The sequence below is a fragment of the Streptomyces sp. 8N616 genome, from assembly GCF_052246385.1.
Classification (GTDB): domain Bacteria; phylum Actinomycetota; class Actinomycetes; order Streptomycetales; family Streptomycetaceae; genus Streptomyces.
In genome coordinates, this window is record NZ_JBQQBY010000009.1 from 62,210 (window position 1) to 78,379 (window position 16,170).

At 69.3% G+C, this 16,170-nt stretch carries 10 protein-coding genes; 2 read left to right on the top strand and 8 right to left on the bottom strand.

Annotated features, from left to right (window positions below; translation table 11 throughout):
- Positions 1–56: 56 nt before the first annotated feature.
- Complete coding sequence (locus ACTWQC_RS10590) at positions 57–7,028, bottom strand: golvesin C-terminal-like domain-containing protein (protein WP_443315343.1); 6,972 nt, start codon at positions 7,026–7,028, stop codon at positions 57–59.
- A gap of 258 nt (positions 7,029–7,286) precedes the next feature.
- Between ACTWQC_RS10590 and ACTWQC_RS10595 the strand changes: the two genes are divergently transcribed.
- Positions 7,287–7,817: a nuclear transport factor 2 family protein gene (locus tag ACTWQC_RS10595; protein ID WP_443315344.1), complete on the top strand. Its 531-nt coding sequence runs from the start codon at positions 7,287–7,289 to the stop codon at positions 7,815–7,817.
- Positions 7,818–7,824: 7 nt separating this feature from the next.
- Here ACTWQC_RS10595 and ACTWQC_RS10600 read toward each other — a convergent pair whose 3' ends face one another.
- Complete coding sequence (locus tag ACTWQC_RS10600; protein WP_443315345.1) at positions 7,825–8,112, bottom strand: hypothetical protein; 288 nt, start codon at positions 8,110–8,112, stop codon at positions 7,825–7,827.
- 156 nt (positions 8,113–8,268) lie between these two features.
- On the opposite strand from ACTWQC_RS10600, the gene ACTWQC_RS10605 reads away from it, so the two are divergent.
- Positions 8,269–9,231 carry a LysR family transcriptional regulator gene (locus ACTWQC_RS10605; protein ID WP_443315346.1) on the top strand — a complete coding sequence of 321 codons (963 nt, stop codon included), beginning with the start codon at positions 8,269–8,271 and terminating at the stop codon, positions 9,229–9,231.
- Here the strand turns inward: ACTWQC_RS10605 and ACTWQC_RS10610 are convergent.
- From ACTWQC_RS10610 to ACTWQC_RS10635, 6 genes are all read right to left on the bottom strand, one after another.
- The gene (locus ACTWQC_RS10610; RefSeq protein WP_443315347.1) at positions 9,200–10,408 is read right to left on the bottom strand and encodes an ABC transporter ATP-binding protein; all 1,209 of its coding nucleotides are present in this window, start codon (positions 10,406–10,408) and stop codon (positions 9,200–9,202) included. The genes ACTWQC_RS10605 and ACTWQC_RS10610 overlap by 32 nt on opposite strands.
- A gap of 19 nt (positions 10,409–10,427) precedes the next feature.
- Positions 10,428–11,261 carry a carbohydrate ABC transporter permease gene (locus tag ACTWQC_RS10615; protein WP_443315348.1) on the bottom strand — a complete coding sequence of 278 codons (834 nt, stop codon included), beginning with the start codon at positions 11,259–11,261 and terminating at the stop codon, positions 10,428–10,430.
- Complete coding sequence (locus ACTWQC_RS10620) at positions 11,261–12,214, bottom strand: carbohydrate ABC transporter permease (protein WP_443315349.1); 954 nt, start codon at positions 12,212–12,214, stop codon at positions 11,261–11,263. The genes ACTWQC_RS10615 and ACTWQC_RS10620 overlap by 1 nt, the downstream gene beginning before the upstream one ends.
- Complete coding sequence (locus ACTWQC_RS10625; protein WP_443315350.1) at positions 12,211–13,491, bottom strand: ABC transporter substrate-binding protein; 1,281 nt, start codon at positions 13,489–13,491, stop codon at positions 12,211–12,213. Before ACTWQC_RS10625 ends, ACTWQC_RS10620 begins: the two co-directional genes overlap by 4 nt.
- A gap of 765 nt (positions 13,492–14,256) precedes the next feature.
- Complete coding sequence (locus ACTWQC_RS10630; protein WP_443315351.1) at positions 14,257–15,078, bottom strand: hypothetical protein; 822 nt, start codon at positions 15,076–15,078, stop codon at positions 14,257–14,259.
- Between the two features lie 422 nt (positions 15,079–15,500).
- Positions 15,501–15,995 carry a COG4315 family predicted lipoprotein gene (locus ACTWQC_RS10635; protein ID WP_443315352.1) on the bottom strand — a complete coding sequence of 165 codons (495 nt, stop codon included), beginning with the start codon at positions 15,993–15,995 and terminating at the stop codon, positions 15,501–15,503.
- Positions 15,996–16,170 lie beyond the last annotated feature (175 nt).

A 16,170-nucleotide genomic window follows, 5' to 3' on the forward strand; every position in this document is an offset into this window, starting at 1 on the left:
GATCCGGCATTGCTCAGGACGCGTACCCAGCTGACCCTAGTGCTTCGATGCCATGGCTAGGACGGCGCGCCGAATCTCTTTGTGGCCGCGTCCAAAAAGGTCTTCAGCAGCGCGTTGTCCGCCGCCACGCCACGGATGGCATTGCCTGCGGTCCCCGCGTCGCTTCTCGCGCCTCCATGGAAGTCGATCATTTGCTGCTCGCGGCCTCGGACGGCCTGGTAGGCAGGATCGCTGTGCCGACTCGCCCAATCCCGTGTGGCACGTGCCGACTGGTCCGGTACAGCCGGACCGAAACCCTTGCCGGTCATGTGGTGGTTCGCGTCGCGGGCAGCCACGATCTGTTCGGGAGTGCCTGTGCCCGACGACCGTCCCGTGTAGATCTCGCCGGTGTGCGGGTTGGTCTTCGTGTACGTCACGTACGTGACGCCCGTGTCGGCGTCCCCGCAGTTGTGCACCAGCACCGGCGTGGCGCCCGCCAGCACGTTGTACGTGTGGACACCGGCGACGGTGAGGTTGTGGACCTTGGTCTTCTCGGTCCAGTGCTTGACCGCCGTGACCTGGACCCATGTCCCACTGCTGGTCTGGAGCCACTGCCCGGACTTCAGGTCCCCGGCATCCACCCAGCGGCCCACGTCCGGGACCCAGAAGGGGTGGCCGTCGGTAGCGGAGACGGTGTCCGTCCCGTGGCCGTTGCGGCCGTCGGTGTCCAGTGTGAGGCGGACGAGGTCCTTGCTGCCCGTGCCGGTGATCGTGTTGGTGACCGTGCCCGTGCGGGCATCGTCGGTCTCCACATCCGTCGCCGCCACCTTGTCGCCGACCCTCACGTCCTCGATCGGCTTCGTGGAGCCGTCCGCCATCAGGACCGGAGTCCCTGCGGCGAAGCTGTTGACGCGGCACGTCGCGCCGCTGTTCGGTGGCGCCTCCGGCGCCTTCTGGGGGGACGCCGGGGCCGGGGCCGGGTCCTTTGCCGCGGGCGCCGGGGCCGGGTCCTTCGCCGCCGGGGCCGGAGCCGGGTCCTTCGGCGCAGGCGCCGGAGCCGGGTCCTTCGGGGCGGGGGCCGGGGCCGGATCCTTCGGCGCGGGAGCCGGGTTGTCCGGATTCTTCGGGGCCGGCGGGTCGGCCTTCTTCGCCGTGTTGGCGGCATCCACCGCCTTGCCGCCGTACCTCGCGCCCTTCGCCGCCGTCGCCGCGTACCCCGCGAACGGGATCGCCGAGGCACAGGACAGGCCCGCGTCCACGTAGTTGCCCTCGGCCGCGTACCAGCCGCAGTTGGCGAGATCCGCGAACTCGCCGAGGCCCGGCACCAGCCCCGCGACATCCAGCGCCGCGTGGCCGATGTCCGAGATCGACAGGCCGAAGAGATGGCCGTCGATCTCGACGAAGCTGATCGGGTTGCCGCCCGCGAAGGCGTAGCGGTTGCCGGTGAACGGGTCGGTGACCAGGCCCATGTCGGCGAGCGCGCCGCCGTACATGTCGCGGGTCAGGAACCGGTTCAGGCCGGGGTCGTACGTCCGGAACCCCATGTCGTACGAGCCCGACGAGGTGTCGTAGCGCTGGGCGTTGAAGCGGTAGGAGTTGTACGGGTCCTCCTTCTCCTCGCCGTCCTCGCCCGGCTTGTCGACGCCGCTGAACTGGGCGGTGTCGTTCTTGCCGTACGCCGTGTAGCCGTACGTGGTCTTGGTCGTGCCATCCGCCTTCGTCAGCGCCTCGACGTCGCCGTGCGGGTGGTACGTGTACTGCGCCGTCTCCTCGTCCTCGTCCTTCTCCTTCTTGATCTGGGTCAGCTTCTGGCCCCAGGGCGAGTACTGGAAGGAGGTCCTGGACCCGTCGGCGATCTCCTCGCGCAGCGACTTCGACGTGATGCCGAGATAGGTGAATTTCTTCACCTTCGCGTCGTCGCCGCTGCCCGTCCGCTCCTCCGTGGTGCGGTCGAAGGGGTCGTAGGACAGGGACTTGGTCTTTTTCGCCGCGCCGGTGCCCGTCGTGGTGGACGCGATGCGGTCGAAGCCGTCGTAGCGGTGCTTCTGCTGGATCTCGCCGCCCGAGGAGACGGTGTCGAGCCGCCCCAGCGGGTCGTAGTTGTACGTGGTCGAGACGCCGTCGGCCGTCGACGTCAGCAGCCGGTTGCGGTCGTACTTGTGGGTCGTGGTGGTGTCGTCCGTGGTCTGCGAGACGACGTTGCCCGCCGCGTCGTGCGCATAGGACTCCGTCGCCTCGCTGTCGCCGGACTTGCTGACCTTGGCGACACGGTCCTGCGGGTCGTAGGTGTACGCGTACGTGTTGTCCTTGGTGTCGCCGCCTGCGTCGGCGTCCATGAGCTTCAGGACGTCCTTGGACTTATGGCCGTTGGCGTTGTAGGTGAGCCGGTGGTCGGAGACCACGCTGCCGCCGTCGGTCTTCTCCAGCTGCCGCTCGGTCGCGCCGTCCAGGTAGTAGGAGTAGCTGACGACGTTGCCGTTGGGCTTGGTCTGCCTGGCGAGCTCGCCGCGCGCCGTGTACGAGACCGAGGTCACCTGCTTGTCGCCGGCGTCCGGCGAGTCGGCGTTGGTGATCTTCTTGACCCGGTCCAGCGGGTCGTACTCGAGCTTGCTCCAGGTCAGATCGTGCTGCGTGGTCAGCGTGTTGCCGTTGGCGTCGTAGGTCAGGTCCGTGGTGTTGCGGACCGCGTCGCCGTCGTGCTCCCGCACCCGCGTGAGCTGGTTCAGGCCGTCGTACGCCATCGTGTAGCGGTCGGCCTCCGCGCCGGGGCTGCGGTCGGTGACCTCGGTCTGGTTGCCGTTGGCGTCGTAGCGGTAGGTGAAGTCCTTGGCTTCCCTGTCCGTGTCGCCGGAGTTGTCGCGGACGAGCCGGACGGCGTCGGCGACGACCGTGCCGTCGGCGGCGTCGGTGAGGGTGACGGCGTGTGCGCCGTTCTCCGTGAAGTCGTACGACCCCAGGGACCGCCATTCGCCGGGCTTCTCGGTCTGGTCGACCTTCTTCTCGGCCTCGCCGTCCTTGTGCTTGATCTCGAAGGTGGCGTCGGTGGCCGCGCCGTCCAGCTTCGGGTAGCGGACGAAGACCTCGTACTTGCCGCCCTTGGGGATGTTCAGCTGCCAGGCGAAGCGGGCCTCGCCACTGCCCTTGCCGTGGGTCTGGGCGTCGTAGCCGTACGAGCCCGGGGCACGGACCGCGTCCCATGACCCTTGCGTCGCCGTGTTGTTGATGTCGGAGTTGTCCACCAGGGCTGCGTGCAGGCCCACCGGCACACCGTCGTCGGAGCGGGACTTCATCGCCCCGCTCGGATAGAACGCCGTGTCCAGCGTCCGGGACACCGACCCGCCCGCGCTCGTCAGCGTCGTCTGGATCTGCTGGCCGAGCTTGTTGTACTCGTAGGAGCTGACGATCCCGAAGGTGTCGGTGGACTTCTTCGTCCAGCCGTTGTCGAAGTGCGCGTACGTGGTGTCGTTGCGCACGCTCTGGCCCTGGGAGGGCGGAGCGCTCACCTTGCTCAGGTTGCCGACCTCGTCGTAGCTGTAGAACGTGCGGTCCGGCTTGTCGTAGCGCGGGTCGTCCGGGTCGTACGGAGTCAGCGTCTCCTTGACGCGGTTCAGCTCGTCGTAGACGGTCTCGGCGGTGAAGTCGGCCGGGTCGCCGGTGTTGACGCCCCGCGGGCTGACGACCTTCGTCTGGTTGCCGGCCTCGTCGTACTCGTACCGGGTGGCGTTGTACGTGACGCCGCCGTCACCGTCCTTCGCGTGCGGCACGCGCTGCTCGACGAGGGAGCCGCGCGCGTCCAGCAGCTGCGAGGTGCGGTTGCCTTCGGCGTCGGTGGTGGCCGTGACCAGGCCGTCCCAGTCGTAGACGCTGGTCGTGAACTTCCCTGCCGCGTCGGTGGACTTGGTCAGCTGGTGGTTGAGGTCGTAGGCGAACCTGCTGCTGTAGTCGCCGGGGTCCGTGCTCTCGTTCTTCAGCGGGTCGGTGACCTCCACCAGGTTTCCGACGTCGTCGTACTTCGAGGTGGCCTTGTGGCCCTCGGCGTTGACGACCTCCACCGGCTGGTACAGCTCGTCGTAGCGCGTGGTGGTCGTGAAGTCGTCCGGGTCGTCGGTGAGGTTGCCCCTGGGCTCGGTCTCGGTGAGCCGGTTGCCGACCTTGTCGTAGGTGTAGGTGGCCTTCCGCTCGGGGCCATCCGGCTCGTCCTCGGGCTTGACCTCGGCGGTGAGCTGGTCGGCGGCGTCGTATGTACTGGTGGTGGAGGCGTTGTTGGGGGCGGTGAAGGTGACGGTGTTGTCGTTGGCGTCGTACTCGGGCGCCGGGGTGGTGATGAACTCCCCGGCCTCCTGGTCCTTGGGGACGCGGTGCTCCAGCGGGCGCCCGAAGACGTCGTAGGTCTGGCTGGTCTTCGCGCCGTTGGCCTCCTCCAGCTCGGTCACGTTGCCGCGCACGTCGTACGTGGTGACGGTGCGGTTGCCGAGCGGGTCGGTGGCAGCGCGGGGATAGCCGACGGGGTCGTAGTCGCTGTAGCGGGTGGCGTGGCCGTTCGCGTCCGTGGCCTCCGCCAGCCGGCCGAGCTCGTCGTAGGCGTACGTGGTGGTGTAGTCGCCGTCCTCGTCGCTCTCGACGCCCTTGGGGTCGGTGACGGACGTCAGGTTGCCCCTGGCGTCGTGGCCGAAGAACCACTTGCGGCCCTCCGGGCTGATGCGCGACGCGAGCTCCGCGACGTAGCCGTCCTCGCCGGTCGCGTAACTCATCCTGGACGCGGGCCGGTTGCCGGCCACGGCTTCGGCGTCGCGGATCTCCAGCGGATAGCCGGTCTTCGGGTCGTATCTCCAGGTGCTGGCCGCGCCGTTGTTCTCCTCGAGCCGGGTGACGTTGTTGTCGGCGTCCCAGCCGAGCTTGGTGACACGCTGCTTGGCGTCGGTCAGCCGCGTCGGGCGGCCGTAGCCGTCGAGGAGCTGCTCGGCGGGGTTGCCCTCGGCGTCGGTCACCACCGACCGGAGGGAGCGGCCCTTGTGCCCGTCCGGGTCGTAGTAGGCGTACCGGGTCTTCCCGCCGAGCCGGTCGGTGACTTCCTTCAGGTGCCCGGAGAAGTGCTTCTGCTCGTCGTCGTGCGGGGACACGTAGTCCAGCGCCGTGGCGTGGCCGCGCGGGTCGGTGACCTTGTCGAGCTTGCTGATCGGCAGGCCCCAGGCCTTGCCGTAGTGGAAGGAGAAGACCTTCGGCTGCCGCGATCCGGCGCCGTCCTCGAGCCTGCCGAGCTGCCCGTGCCGGGTGTGCGTCAGCTCGACGCGGCGCCCGGAGATGTCGGTGAGGCTCTTGACCTTGCCGATGATGTGCGGGTTGAGCAGGTGCCTGCCGGTCCTGACCTCGCCGTCCTCGTCGACGTAGCGGTACGGCTCGAGCTTTTCCCAGTAGTCGACGGTGAGGGTGCGGCGGCCGGAGGCGTCGGTGATGTACTTCAGCTGCTTGCCGAGGACGCCGAGCAGCTTCTTCTCGTACGTGAACTCCATCCGGTTGCCGTTCTTGTCCACCATGGCCGTCGGATGGCCCTGGCAGTCGTAAAGGAACCGGGTGCGGTCCGGGCGCAGCATCTCCCACGCCTCCCGCTCGTCCGAGACGATCGGCAGGCACGTCTTGACCAGCTGCTTGAGCCGCAGGTTCACGCCGGCGGGGGCGCGCCAGGTGTGCGTCCTGACGTCCTTGCGGAAGACGTGGCTGGTGCCGTCGCCGTCGGTCATGGTGACCTTCAGCGGGAGGAGGCCGGCGGGGAAGAAGTGCAGCGGGGTGCCGAGCCGCACCGGGGAGGACAGCTGGAGCGACCAGCCGCGGCCGGCGGGGGTGCTGGAGAAGTCCTGGGAGTTGTAGGCGAGGCGGGCGAAGGTGGAGAAGCCGAGGGAGGGGTTGGAGAAGGCGTTGTACGACCAGACGGCGTTGCCCGAGCGGAGGTTGCCCATCAGCGTGGAGGCCGCGCCGGTGTTCTTGCCCGCGTAGGACTGGAACTGCTCCAGGCCCAGTTCGTCGGAGGTGGGCTTCTCGACCACGACGTCGTGGGTCGAGGGCGGGACGTCGTCGGTCTCGGACAGCCACTTCTCGGTGACCTTGTCCCGCAGGTCCCAGTGCAGCTGGTACTCGACGCGGGAGGCGAGCAGATTGCCGAGCTTGGGGATCTGCAGCGTGGCCTTGAAGGTGGTGCTCTCGCCGGGCGCCAGGTCCTTCGGCAGCTCGGTGGACTTCTGGTTGAAGAGGTTGGAGACGTCGTGGCCGTCCAGAGTCCAGCGGTACGACAGCACGCGCCGGTCGGCCTTCCAGACCTGGTCGGTGGTGTTGGTGAGCGTCGCTTCGACGCTGAGCCGCTCGCCGGGGATGGCACGGGCGGGGGTGTAGGGGAGGTGATAGGTCGACTCGGCGGCGGGGTCGCGGGCCTGCTTGCGGTCGTCGCCTTCACCCTTGAAGAGGCTGCCGAGGAGCGGGAGTTCGAAGGACCGGGCGGGGCTGGTCAGCAGCTTGCCGTCCTTGGTCCGTGCCGCGATCAGGTAGGTGTACGTGCGACCGCTGTCGCCTCCGCTGCCCTTGACGGCGGGCGGGGCGGCGCGGTCGGAGAAGCTGCGGGTGTCCGGATCCAGCGGTGCGACCAGGGTGGCGGCCGAGGGCTTGAAGTCCTTCGCGGTGCTGCGGTGGACCTCGTACTCGAGGAGGTCCTCGCCCTTGTACGGGCTCCAGGACAGGTCCGCGCCGGTCGCGTGCAGCAGGTCAGGGGTGTTCAGCCGTAACCCGTCGGCGGTGCCGCTCACCTTCCAGGCGCCCTGCCCGGAGCCGGCTCCGACGGAGCGGTCGAGCCGGATGCGGGGCGGCGCCGGCGTATCGGTTTCCCACTGGCCTCTGGCCTTCTCGCTGTTCGGCCGCCAGCCGTCCCGCGGATCGGTACGGGACCACGCGGGCCCGGTGTCGTCTGTCGATGCCGAAGTCAGGGCCGAAGGGGCCACGCCGGTCAGCGTGACCACTAAGGCGGTCGTGAGCGTGCCGATCAGTGCAGTGCGGAGCTTTGCCATCCCCCGGCTCCTTGTCGCCGCAGACGTGAGAGGTGTCAGTCAGTGGTGCGCGCGATCCTGCCGTGGACACGACAGGCATCCGTGTCTAGTGACATGACGAAGAGCGGTCAAGGTCACGACAATCCGTTTCGGCCATGCCTCGTTACGCCGGAAAGGTCCAGTGACGCGCGCCGATAAACCCGGGCAAAAGCCCCGCACCTGAGACGTATTCTGCGTGCGCCCGATACGGGCGTTTCCGCGGACCGGAGGAGCGTACGGATGGCCGACCACGCAGCGATGGAGCGTGTCTGGGAAGCCCATATGGCGGGCGAGTTCGAGGCCCTCGACGTCGAGGCCACGATGAGCACGATGTCCGGCGAACCCGCCGTTCTGCACGTGCCCACCGCCATGGGCGCGGTCGGGTACGAAGAGGTCAAGCACTTCTACGGGCGCTGGTTCATCGGGCGGAACCCGGACGACTTCGCCGTGCGGTCGCTCTCCCGGACCATCGGGGATCAGCGGATCGTCGACGAGATGGTGGTGTCGTTCACCCACGACATCGAGGTCCCGTGGATCCTGCCCGCCGTGCGCCCCACCGGCAGGCCCGTACGCATCCCGGTCGTCGCCGTCGTCGGCTTCCAGAACACGGCCGTTGCGAGCGAGCACATCTACTGGGACCAGGCCGCGGTGCTCGCGCAGACGCGGCTGCTGGACGCGGGGACGGTGCGCCGGCTCCCCGTCATCGCAGCCCCCGAGGACGTACTGGAGGGCCGGAGCCCCCTCAACCGGCTGGCGGAGCCAGGTCCCTGATAACCCCTCAGGAGAGGACCGCTCGGCAGTCCTGCCACGCCTGCTCGCTCAGCAGAGGACGGAGACGGGTGAACAGGCCCAGGAGCTCCGGGCCGCACCGCGCGCGGAACCGGGGGTTGATCCGGGCGATGTCCAGTTCGTTCGCGGCGGTGAGTTCGGCGAAGTCCCGGCGCTGCTGCGGCGTCGGCGTGAAGACGCGGCCGGTGAAGCGGTCGCGGAACGTCACGCGGTCGCCGGTGTCCGCGACCGCGGACTCCCGCGGACTCCCGCGGACTCCCTCACGGAGGGTCGGCACCCGTCCCGCTGTCGTCGCAGCCGTCCGGCCGAGAAGGTCTCCGCGACAGGACGGAACGGGTTGCCGCCCCGGGCCCGCCACCGATCGTCGCCCACCGGCGAATTCCAAGTCAATCCTCGGGTTTCCTGGCGAACACCCAAGCTCTAGCTTGGGTTTGTGACTCTCGACGACCTCCGCGTCTTCGTCGCCGTGTGCGACTCCGGCAGCCTCAGTGCCGTGGCCCGCAGTCTGTCCTGCACACAGTCGGCCGTGAGCCAGCACGTCAAGCGCCTGGAGCGGGAACTCGGGCTCAGCCTGCTGGAACGCCGCCCCCGCGGCGTCACGCCGACCCCCGCCGGGCGCATACTCCAGGCTGCGGCCGCCGACGGCCTCGGCGGCATCGACCGCGCGCTGCGGCAGCTCCGCGACCTCCAGCACGGAGGCGGCGGCTCGGTGCGGATCGCTACGGGCGCGACGACCGTCCGGCACTTCATGTCCGACGCCGTCGTCACCTTCCGCCGCCGCTTCCCCCAGATGAGCCTGGAGTTCCAGACCGAGAACTCCAGCCGCGGCTGCTTCGCCGCGCTCGCCGCGGGCGACGCCGACCTCGCCTGGATCACCATCGACACCGCCGTACGAGGCGCCACGGCCGTACGAGGCCTCACCGCCGTACGAGGCATCGAACAGCGGCCGGTCGCCGACCTCCCCTGGGTGCTGGCCGTACGAGCCGACGACCCGCTCGCGGCCAAGAGCAGCATCGACCGCGAGGACCTGGCCCGGATCCACCACATCGGGCTACCGCAGAGCTCCACCTCGCACGCCCACCTGCAAGCCCAATGCGAGGAACTCGGGGTCCGGCTCACCTCGACGACGGGCGTGGCCGACTGGGACACCGCCATCCTGCTGGCCGAGCTGGGGCTCGGCCACGCCATCGTGCCGGAGCTGCCGGGCTGGGCGGCCGCCCGTGCCGATCACCCGGGTGTCCGGCTGGTGCCCATACCCGGACTGTCGCCGCTCTCCGTCGGGTGGGCCGTCCGGCAGTGGGACGCGCTGAGTCCGCCCGCCCGCGCCTTCGCCGACACCGTGACGCAGCGCCTGTGCGGGGGGCCTACTCCTGGCGCGCGTTCTCCGGATGCGTGAGGTTCACCCCTGTCGACGGGTCGAAGATGTGCCCCTTCGCCACGTTCAAGCACAGTTCGAGGCGCTCGCCCTCCCGCGCACGGGTGGCCGCGTTGAGGCGGGTCACGATCTGGTGGACCTGGGTGCCCGTGTCCCTGAGACCGGAGTCGGCCGCGAGCTCTTCCAGTTCGGCCGTGACGGCCCGGTGGCCTTCCTCCAGGAAGTACACGAAGACGTCGGAGCCCACCGACTCCACCACACCCACCGTCGTGGTGAACGTGAGGAAAGGCCCGCCCCGGCTCGTATCCACCAGCGACGCGTCCTCGAAGTCCTCGGGACGGAAGCCGACGATGAGATCCCGGGGCGCGTTCTGCCGCTCCAGGGACTGCCGGGTCCTGTCATCGACGGGCAGGTCGCCCAGCGACGTACGCAGCACGCTGCCCTCGGGCCGGTCCTCCAGCGTCGCGTAGAGGAAGTTCATCGCGGGCGAGCCGATGAAGCCCGCCACGAAGAGGTTGCGCGGCTCGTCGTAAAGGTGCTGCGGCGTGCCGACCTGCTGTACGACGCCGCTGCGCAGCACCACGACCCGGTCGCCGAGCGTCATGGCCTCGGTCTGGTCGTGCGTCACGTAGACCGTCGTCGTGCCGAGGCGCTGCTGCAGCCGGGAGATCTGGGTCCGCATCTGGACGCGGAGTTTGGCGTCCAGGTTGGACAGCGGCTCGTCCATGAGGAACGCCTTGGGGTTGCGGACGATCGCGCGCCCCATGGCCACCCGCTGCCGCTGCCCGCCGGACAGGTTGGCGGGCTTGCGGTCCAGATGCTCCGTCAGGTCGAGGATCCGGGCCGCCTCCTCGACCTTCTCCTTGATGGTCGCCTTGTCGACTTTGGCCAGACGGAGCGCGAAGCCCATGTTGTCCCGCACGCTCATGTGCGGGTAGAGCGCATAGCTCTGGAACACCATGGCGATGTCGCGGTCCTTGGGCGCCTTTTCGTTGACGACCTGGTCGCCGATCCGCAGCGTGCCCGCGGTGATGTCCTCCAGACCCGCGATCATGTTGAGCGTGGTGGACTTGCCGCAGCCGGACGGGCCGACCAGGATCACGAACTCGCCGTCCGCGATATGGAGGTCGACGTCCTGCACGGCGAGGGCACCGTCCGGATACCGCTTGGTGATTCCTTCGAGAATGATCTCGGCCATCGGTTCAGCCCTTCTCGGTTCAGCCCTTCACCGCACCGGAGGTCAGTCCGGCGACGATGCGCCGCTGGAACAGCAGCACGAAGACGATGATCGGCACGGTGATCACCACGGCGGCCGCGGCGATCGACCCGGTGGGCTGCTGGAACTGCGAACTCCCGGTGAAGAACGCGAGCGAGGCGGGCACGGTGCGCGCCGCCTCGGTCGAGGTCAGGGAGATCGCGAACAGGAAGTCGTTCCAGCAGAAGATGAAGACGAGGATGGCGGTGGTGAAGACGCCGGGAGCCGCGAGCGGAGCGATCACCATCCGGAAGGCCTGTGCGGGAGTGGCGCCGTCGACCTTCGCCGCCTTCTCCAGGTCCCAGGGGATCTCCCGGAAGAACGCCGACAGGGTGTAGATCGCCAGCGGCAGCGAGAAGGTCATGTACGGGATGATCAGCCCCGGCCAGGTGTCGAAGAGGCCGAGGATCCGCTCGATGTTGAACAGCGGGGAGACCAGGGAGATCGGCGGGAACATCGCGATCAACAGGGACATGCCGATCAGCAGCCGCTTGCCGGGGAAGCGCAGCCTGGCCACCGCGTAGGCGGCCAGGGTGCCCAGCGCGACCGCGATCGTGGTGGCGATGACCGCGATTCCGATCGAGTTGATCAGGGCGCGGGTGAATTCGGAGGTCTCGAAGATGCCTCGGTAGTTCTCCCAGGTCCACTTGGTGGGGACGAAGTTGCCGTCCGAGAGCGTGCCGGGGTCCTTGAACGAGAGCGCGGCGATCCACCACACCGGGAACAGCGCGTACAGCACCACGACCAGATTGACGACGTTCCAGCCGAGGACGTGCCTCTTGCCTGCCGCAGCCATCAGCGACTCACCTCCGTGCCAGGGGCGGCCGTGCCGAAGAGCTTGATGAAGACGAACGCGATGACCGCGACGCAGATGAAGATCAGCACCGAGACCGCGGACCCGATGCCGAGGTTCAGCGCGGTGAAGAGGTTGTCGTAGCCGAGGATCGACAGCGAGGCCGTGTCGTGGGCGCCCGCGGTCAGCACAAAGATGTTGTCGAAGATCCGGAAGGCGTCCAGGGTACGGAAGAGCAGCGCCACCAGGATCGCGGGCTTCATCAGCGGAATCGTGACGAGGAACAGCCGCTGCCAGACGCCCGCGCCGTCGACCATGGAGGCCCGCAGCGTCTCCTCGGGTACGAGCGCGAGCCCGGCGAGGAGCAGCAGGGCCATGAACGGGGTGGTCTTCCACACCTCGGCGAGGATGATCAGCCCGATGGCCTGCCACTGATCGGTCAGCGGCGCACTGCCCTCGGGGAGCAGGGACGCCAGATACCCGGTGCCGGGAGTCCAGGCGTACTGCCAGGAGAAGGCCGCGACGACCGTGACGATGCCGTACGGGATGAGGATCGCCGTTCGGACGGTGCCGCGGCCGAAGATGGTGCGGTGCATGACGAGGGCGAGCGCCATGCCGAGGACCAGCTCGATGGCCACGGAGACGACGGTGATCAGGATGGTCACCCAGAACGCCTGCCACCAGAACCCGGAGGACAGCACCGCCCCGTAGTTGCTCAGGCCCACGAACTCGGCCATCGCGGGGAAGCGGAGGTCGTAGCGCTGGAGGGACAGGTAGACGGCGTAGCCGATCGGATAGGCCGTCACGGCGAGCATGACGACGACCGCGGGCGCGCACAGCAGCCAGCCCAGGCGCCGCTCCTGCCGCGCCCCGGCCGACAGCGCCTCGCGGCCTCCCGCGGGGGCTGCGTCCGCCGGTCCGCCGGGTTCGGGGCGAGCGCTCGGTCGTGTGGTCACGGGATCAGCCCCTTGGACTGCAGCGCGTCGTTGATCTGGCCCCTGATCTCGGCGACCGCACTCGCCGGCCTGATCTCGGAGGGGGGCGAGAGGGTGTGGGAGATGACGATCGAGACGTTCTGGTAGGCCGGGGTCTTCGGACGGACGCTCGCCGTCTCCAGGGCGCCCAGCACATCGGCGGCGAAGGGGTAGTCCTTGACGAGCGCCGGGTCGGTGTAGAGGGCGCGCAGGGTGGGCGGCAGACCGCCTTCGAGCGCGGCGGTCAGCTGGTTCTCGCGGTTGCGCAGGCACAGGGCCGCCTCGAAGGCCAGGTCGGGGTGGCGGGAGTGGGCGCTCACGGCGAGGTCGATGCCGCCGATCGTGGGGCGGGACGGCCGGTCCGCGTCGGCCCTCGGGTAGGGCGCCCAGCGGAAGTGCTCGAAGAGCTCGGGGTTGTTGGCCTTCATCGAGGGATAGACGAAGGGGTAGTTGAGCTCGAAGGCGGCGGTGCCGGACTCCATCGCCAGCCGGTTCTCGTCCTCCATCTGGTTGGTCAGCGAGGGGTCGGCCGCGGGCGAGGTCGCCAGGTCGCGCATGATCCCGGCGGCCCGGTCGGCCGGCGGGCCGAGCGAGGGCCGCTGCCCGTCCGGTGTCATGATCGAGCCGCCCGCGCTCGCCACGAGGGTGTTGAACCAGACGGTCAGCCCCTCGTACTGGGCGCCCTGGATCTCCACGAAGTGCGGCTTGCCCTGCCTGGCGAGCGCGCGGGCCATGTCGAGCATCTCGGCCCATGTCTTGGGCGGGGTGGGCACCAAGTCGTCCCGGTACCAGAGCAGTTGGGTGTTGGCGTTGTACGGGACGGCGTAGAGCTTGTCCTTCCAGGTGCCCGTCTCCAGCGATGTGCGCAGGGTGTCCTGAGTGGCGCGCTGCCGGTTCTCCCCGGTCCACGGAAGGATCCAGCCGGCCTCGGCGAACTCCGGGGGCCACGTCACGTCGAGCCCGAGGATGTCGAGCGAGGTGTCCTCGGCGGACAACCGGCGTACGAGCTGCTGCCGCTGGCCGTCGGCGGTCCGCGGGAGCTTGTGGTACGTGATGGCGTAGCGCCCGTCCGAGCCCCGGCTGCACGAGTCGGCCGCCTTCTGCAGGGCGCCGGAGTCGTCGGGGAAGTTGTACCAGTTCAGTGTGGTCCGGCCGGCCGAGTCGCCGCCGTCGTCCCCGCACGCGGCGAGCGGCAGCGCGAGGAGCGGCAGTACGGCGAGGGTCCGCCACCGCCATGCCCGCCGGGCTCGTCGGTCCATGCGCCCTCCACCTCAGTCCCGGAGCCGGCGCTTCACGAGCGCGCGGTGACCCTCCGTACCGTCTTCGGGATCGGACACTAGACCTCGGGCAAACCGATATCAAGCTCTCTTATGGGACATAAGAGAGCGATCAGCGCTTGCGCGGCGCACCATCGTCGCCCTGCGCGTCCCGCGTGCAGCAGCAGCGCCCGCACCGCGTCGTCGACACCCAGGCCGGATCCGGGCGCGCCTCGACCGTCGGTTGACACCGGAGGGGCCCGGCATGTTCGAGGGCGCTCCCCTCGTCCTGCTGACCACGGCCGGGCGGCGGCCCGTATCACCCGGCGCGCCGGGCGCACCCGGGGAGGCGGCCCTGCCCGGGGAGGCGGCCCTGCCCGGGGGGCAGGGGCTGCTGGGGCACTGCCTGGCATCTCCTTCGACGACGGCCCCGACGGCTCGACGGCAGCGGGGTCTTCCGCACCGAACTGGAGCGGCCGGCCTCCGTCCTGGAGGAGCACTTCGCCTACGAGGAGCACCACCTTCTCCCCGTCCTGGACGTCGCCCCGCCGCCCCGGCCTCAGCCCACCCCGATGACACAGCTGACCTGGATGGCACAGATGACATGGATGGCACAGATGGCGACAGGGGATCGACGGGCGGCCCGGCGAACCGGCGACGTCCCCTGGCTGCCCCGCGTACACCACTCGTACGGGATGCCAGGGGACGTCGCCCCACTGCTGGCTGATGCTCGCTGCCGGCGCCGGCGCTTATCACGGCGGCGTCAGATCAGGCCCGGCCGCCGTTCGCGCGGCGGCGCATGACGATGAATCCGGCACCGACGGCGGCCGCGGCAAGCGCTCCGCCTGCGGCGAGCTGCGTGGCGCCCAGGCCCTGGGAGCCGCCCTCACCGCCCCGGGTTCCGCCGACGGGCCGGCGGGTGACCCTGATGGTGGTGGTGGCCGTGACCCGGTCACTATGGCCGGCGTCGGCACGAATGTCGCCCGAACGACCGTCGTCGGTACGGCCGCTCCAGTCACCGCCGCCGTTCCAGTTGCCGCCGCTGTTCGAGTTACCGCCGCCGCTCCAGTCGTCACGTCCGTTTTCACGGCCGTTCTCGCGACCCTCCTCACGCATGTCGTCACGGCCGTTCTCACGACCCTCCTCACGCATGTCGTCACGGCCGCTCTCACGACCGTCCTCACGCATGTCGTCACGGCCGCTCTCACGCCCGTTGTCACGGCCCTCCTCGCGCCCGTCGTCACGCCCGTCGCCGCCCCGGCCGCCGATGCAGGTGGCCCGGACGGTGTACGTGCCCGGCGAGGTGTCACGGTGCACTCGCAGAGTGCCGTGGAAGACGCTGTGCCCGGAGTGGTCGAAGCGGACGGTGCCGGCCCGGGAGCTGCCTTCGGCGCGTTCGGCGTCGCGGGGGCAGAAGAGGGTCAGGCTGACGGTCCCGCCCGGGCGGACGCTGTCCGGGTGGGCGATGAGGCGTGCACGGGACGAGCCGCCGGGATCGTCGGACAGGGGTGCGGCGGTGGCGACCGGTGCGGCCATGCTGACGAAGGCACCGGCGGCGAGGGCCACGCCGGCTGCGCGATGGAGGCGCACAGGAACTCCTTCCTGCGGACGCGAGTGCGGGACGGATGTCCCGCGGGTTGTGGGCGCCCGCGTCCTACGGGGTCCAGGGAAAGTGCTGCCGCCCGGGCCCGCGCGCTGACGGCCCGTCAGTGATCACCCGCCAGTGGCGGACTCCTTCACCCGACGGACCGTCACCTCTCCAGGTCAGCGACGCCCTGTCAGCCATTCGCGCTATGGCTGAAAATTACTCTGCACAGGCGACAGGCCACCGGCCTCCGCATGAGGCCGTCAGGGGCCCACGGGCCTCATTGTCGCGTCCTCGTCATCCAGTCCATTCGGAACGGCGATTATTGCGATTCGATGAAATTTCCGAGACAACTGTGAATTCAGGGAACCGTGTGGCGACCTTTTGCGTCAGGCGGGTTTCCCCGGCCCGCCCGAGTGAGCCCGAGTCAGACGGGCTTCTTGATGAGCTTGCCGTCGGCCGCCACCACGAACCATTCGCCGTCGAGACCCTGTCCGTTCAGTTCTCCGGGTGCCGAGTCGCCGACGTAGTAGTACAGCGGCCAAGCGCCGTAGGTGGCCTGTTCGACGCCCTCTGCGCGCTCGGTCTCCCGGAGCAGCGCGGCCTTCGCGCCCTTGCCCGGCTTCACCTCGGACCCGCTCGTCAGGGCGGGCCAGACGGCGATGCAGTCGGCGTCGCAGCTGCTCGCACCGCCCTTGTCCTTGGTGAATCCGTAGAGGGTGCGGCCGGACTGGTCGACCAGGATGGGGCCGGCTTCGGAGTCGGCCACCTTGACCGAGACGTGCCGGTCGGGCTTCGTCCCGGCCGTGGATGCGCCGCCTCCGGCGCCTTCACCGTCCCCGGCGTCGCCGCCGCAGGCGGAAAGAGCGAGCAGTGCGAGCGATACGAGTGGTGCCGCGAGCAGCGCGGTGCGCATGCGCATGAGATCTCCCCGTTCAGGTGTTCGTGTTTTGTGCCGGACCGTCAAACCACGGAAACCACGGGCACGGCCCAGCCGTGCATTACTACGAGGCCCACTGACACCCTGTTCAACAGAAATCCGGATTCCTTTGAGCAATCCGCGGAGCCGGTGCGTAAGTCCGGGTAGCCGACGGCAA

Excerpts from the sequence above, each read along its gene's own strand:
- ACTWQC_RS10615 (WP_443315348.1), bottom strand. The coding sequence starts at position 11,261 with ATGGCTGCGGCAGGCAAGAGGCACGTCCTCGGCTGGAACGTCGTCAAT.
- ACTWQC_RS10590 (WP_443315343.1), bottom strand. The coding sequence starts at position 7,028 with ATGGCAAAGCTCCGCACTGCACTGATCGGCACGCTCACGACCGCCTTA.
- ACTWQC_RS10610 (WP_443315347.1), bottom strand. The coding sequence starts at position 10,408 with ATGGCCGAGATCATTCTCGAAGGAATCACCAAGCGGTATCCGGACGGT.
- ACTWQC_RS10595 (WP_443315344.1), top strand. The coding sequence starts at position 7,287 with ATGGCCGACCACGCAGCGATGGAGCGTGTCTGGGAAGCCCATATGGCG.
- ACTWQC_RS10635 (WP_443315352.1), bottom strand. The coding sequence starts at position 15,995 with ATGCGCATGCGCACCGCGCTGCTCGCGGCACCACTCGTATCGCTCGCA.
- ACTWQC_RS10625 (WP_443315350.1), bottom strand. The coding sequence starts at position 13,491 with ATGGACCGACGAGCCCGGCGGGCATGGCGGTGGCGGACCCTCGCCGTA.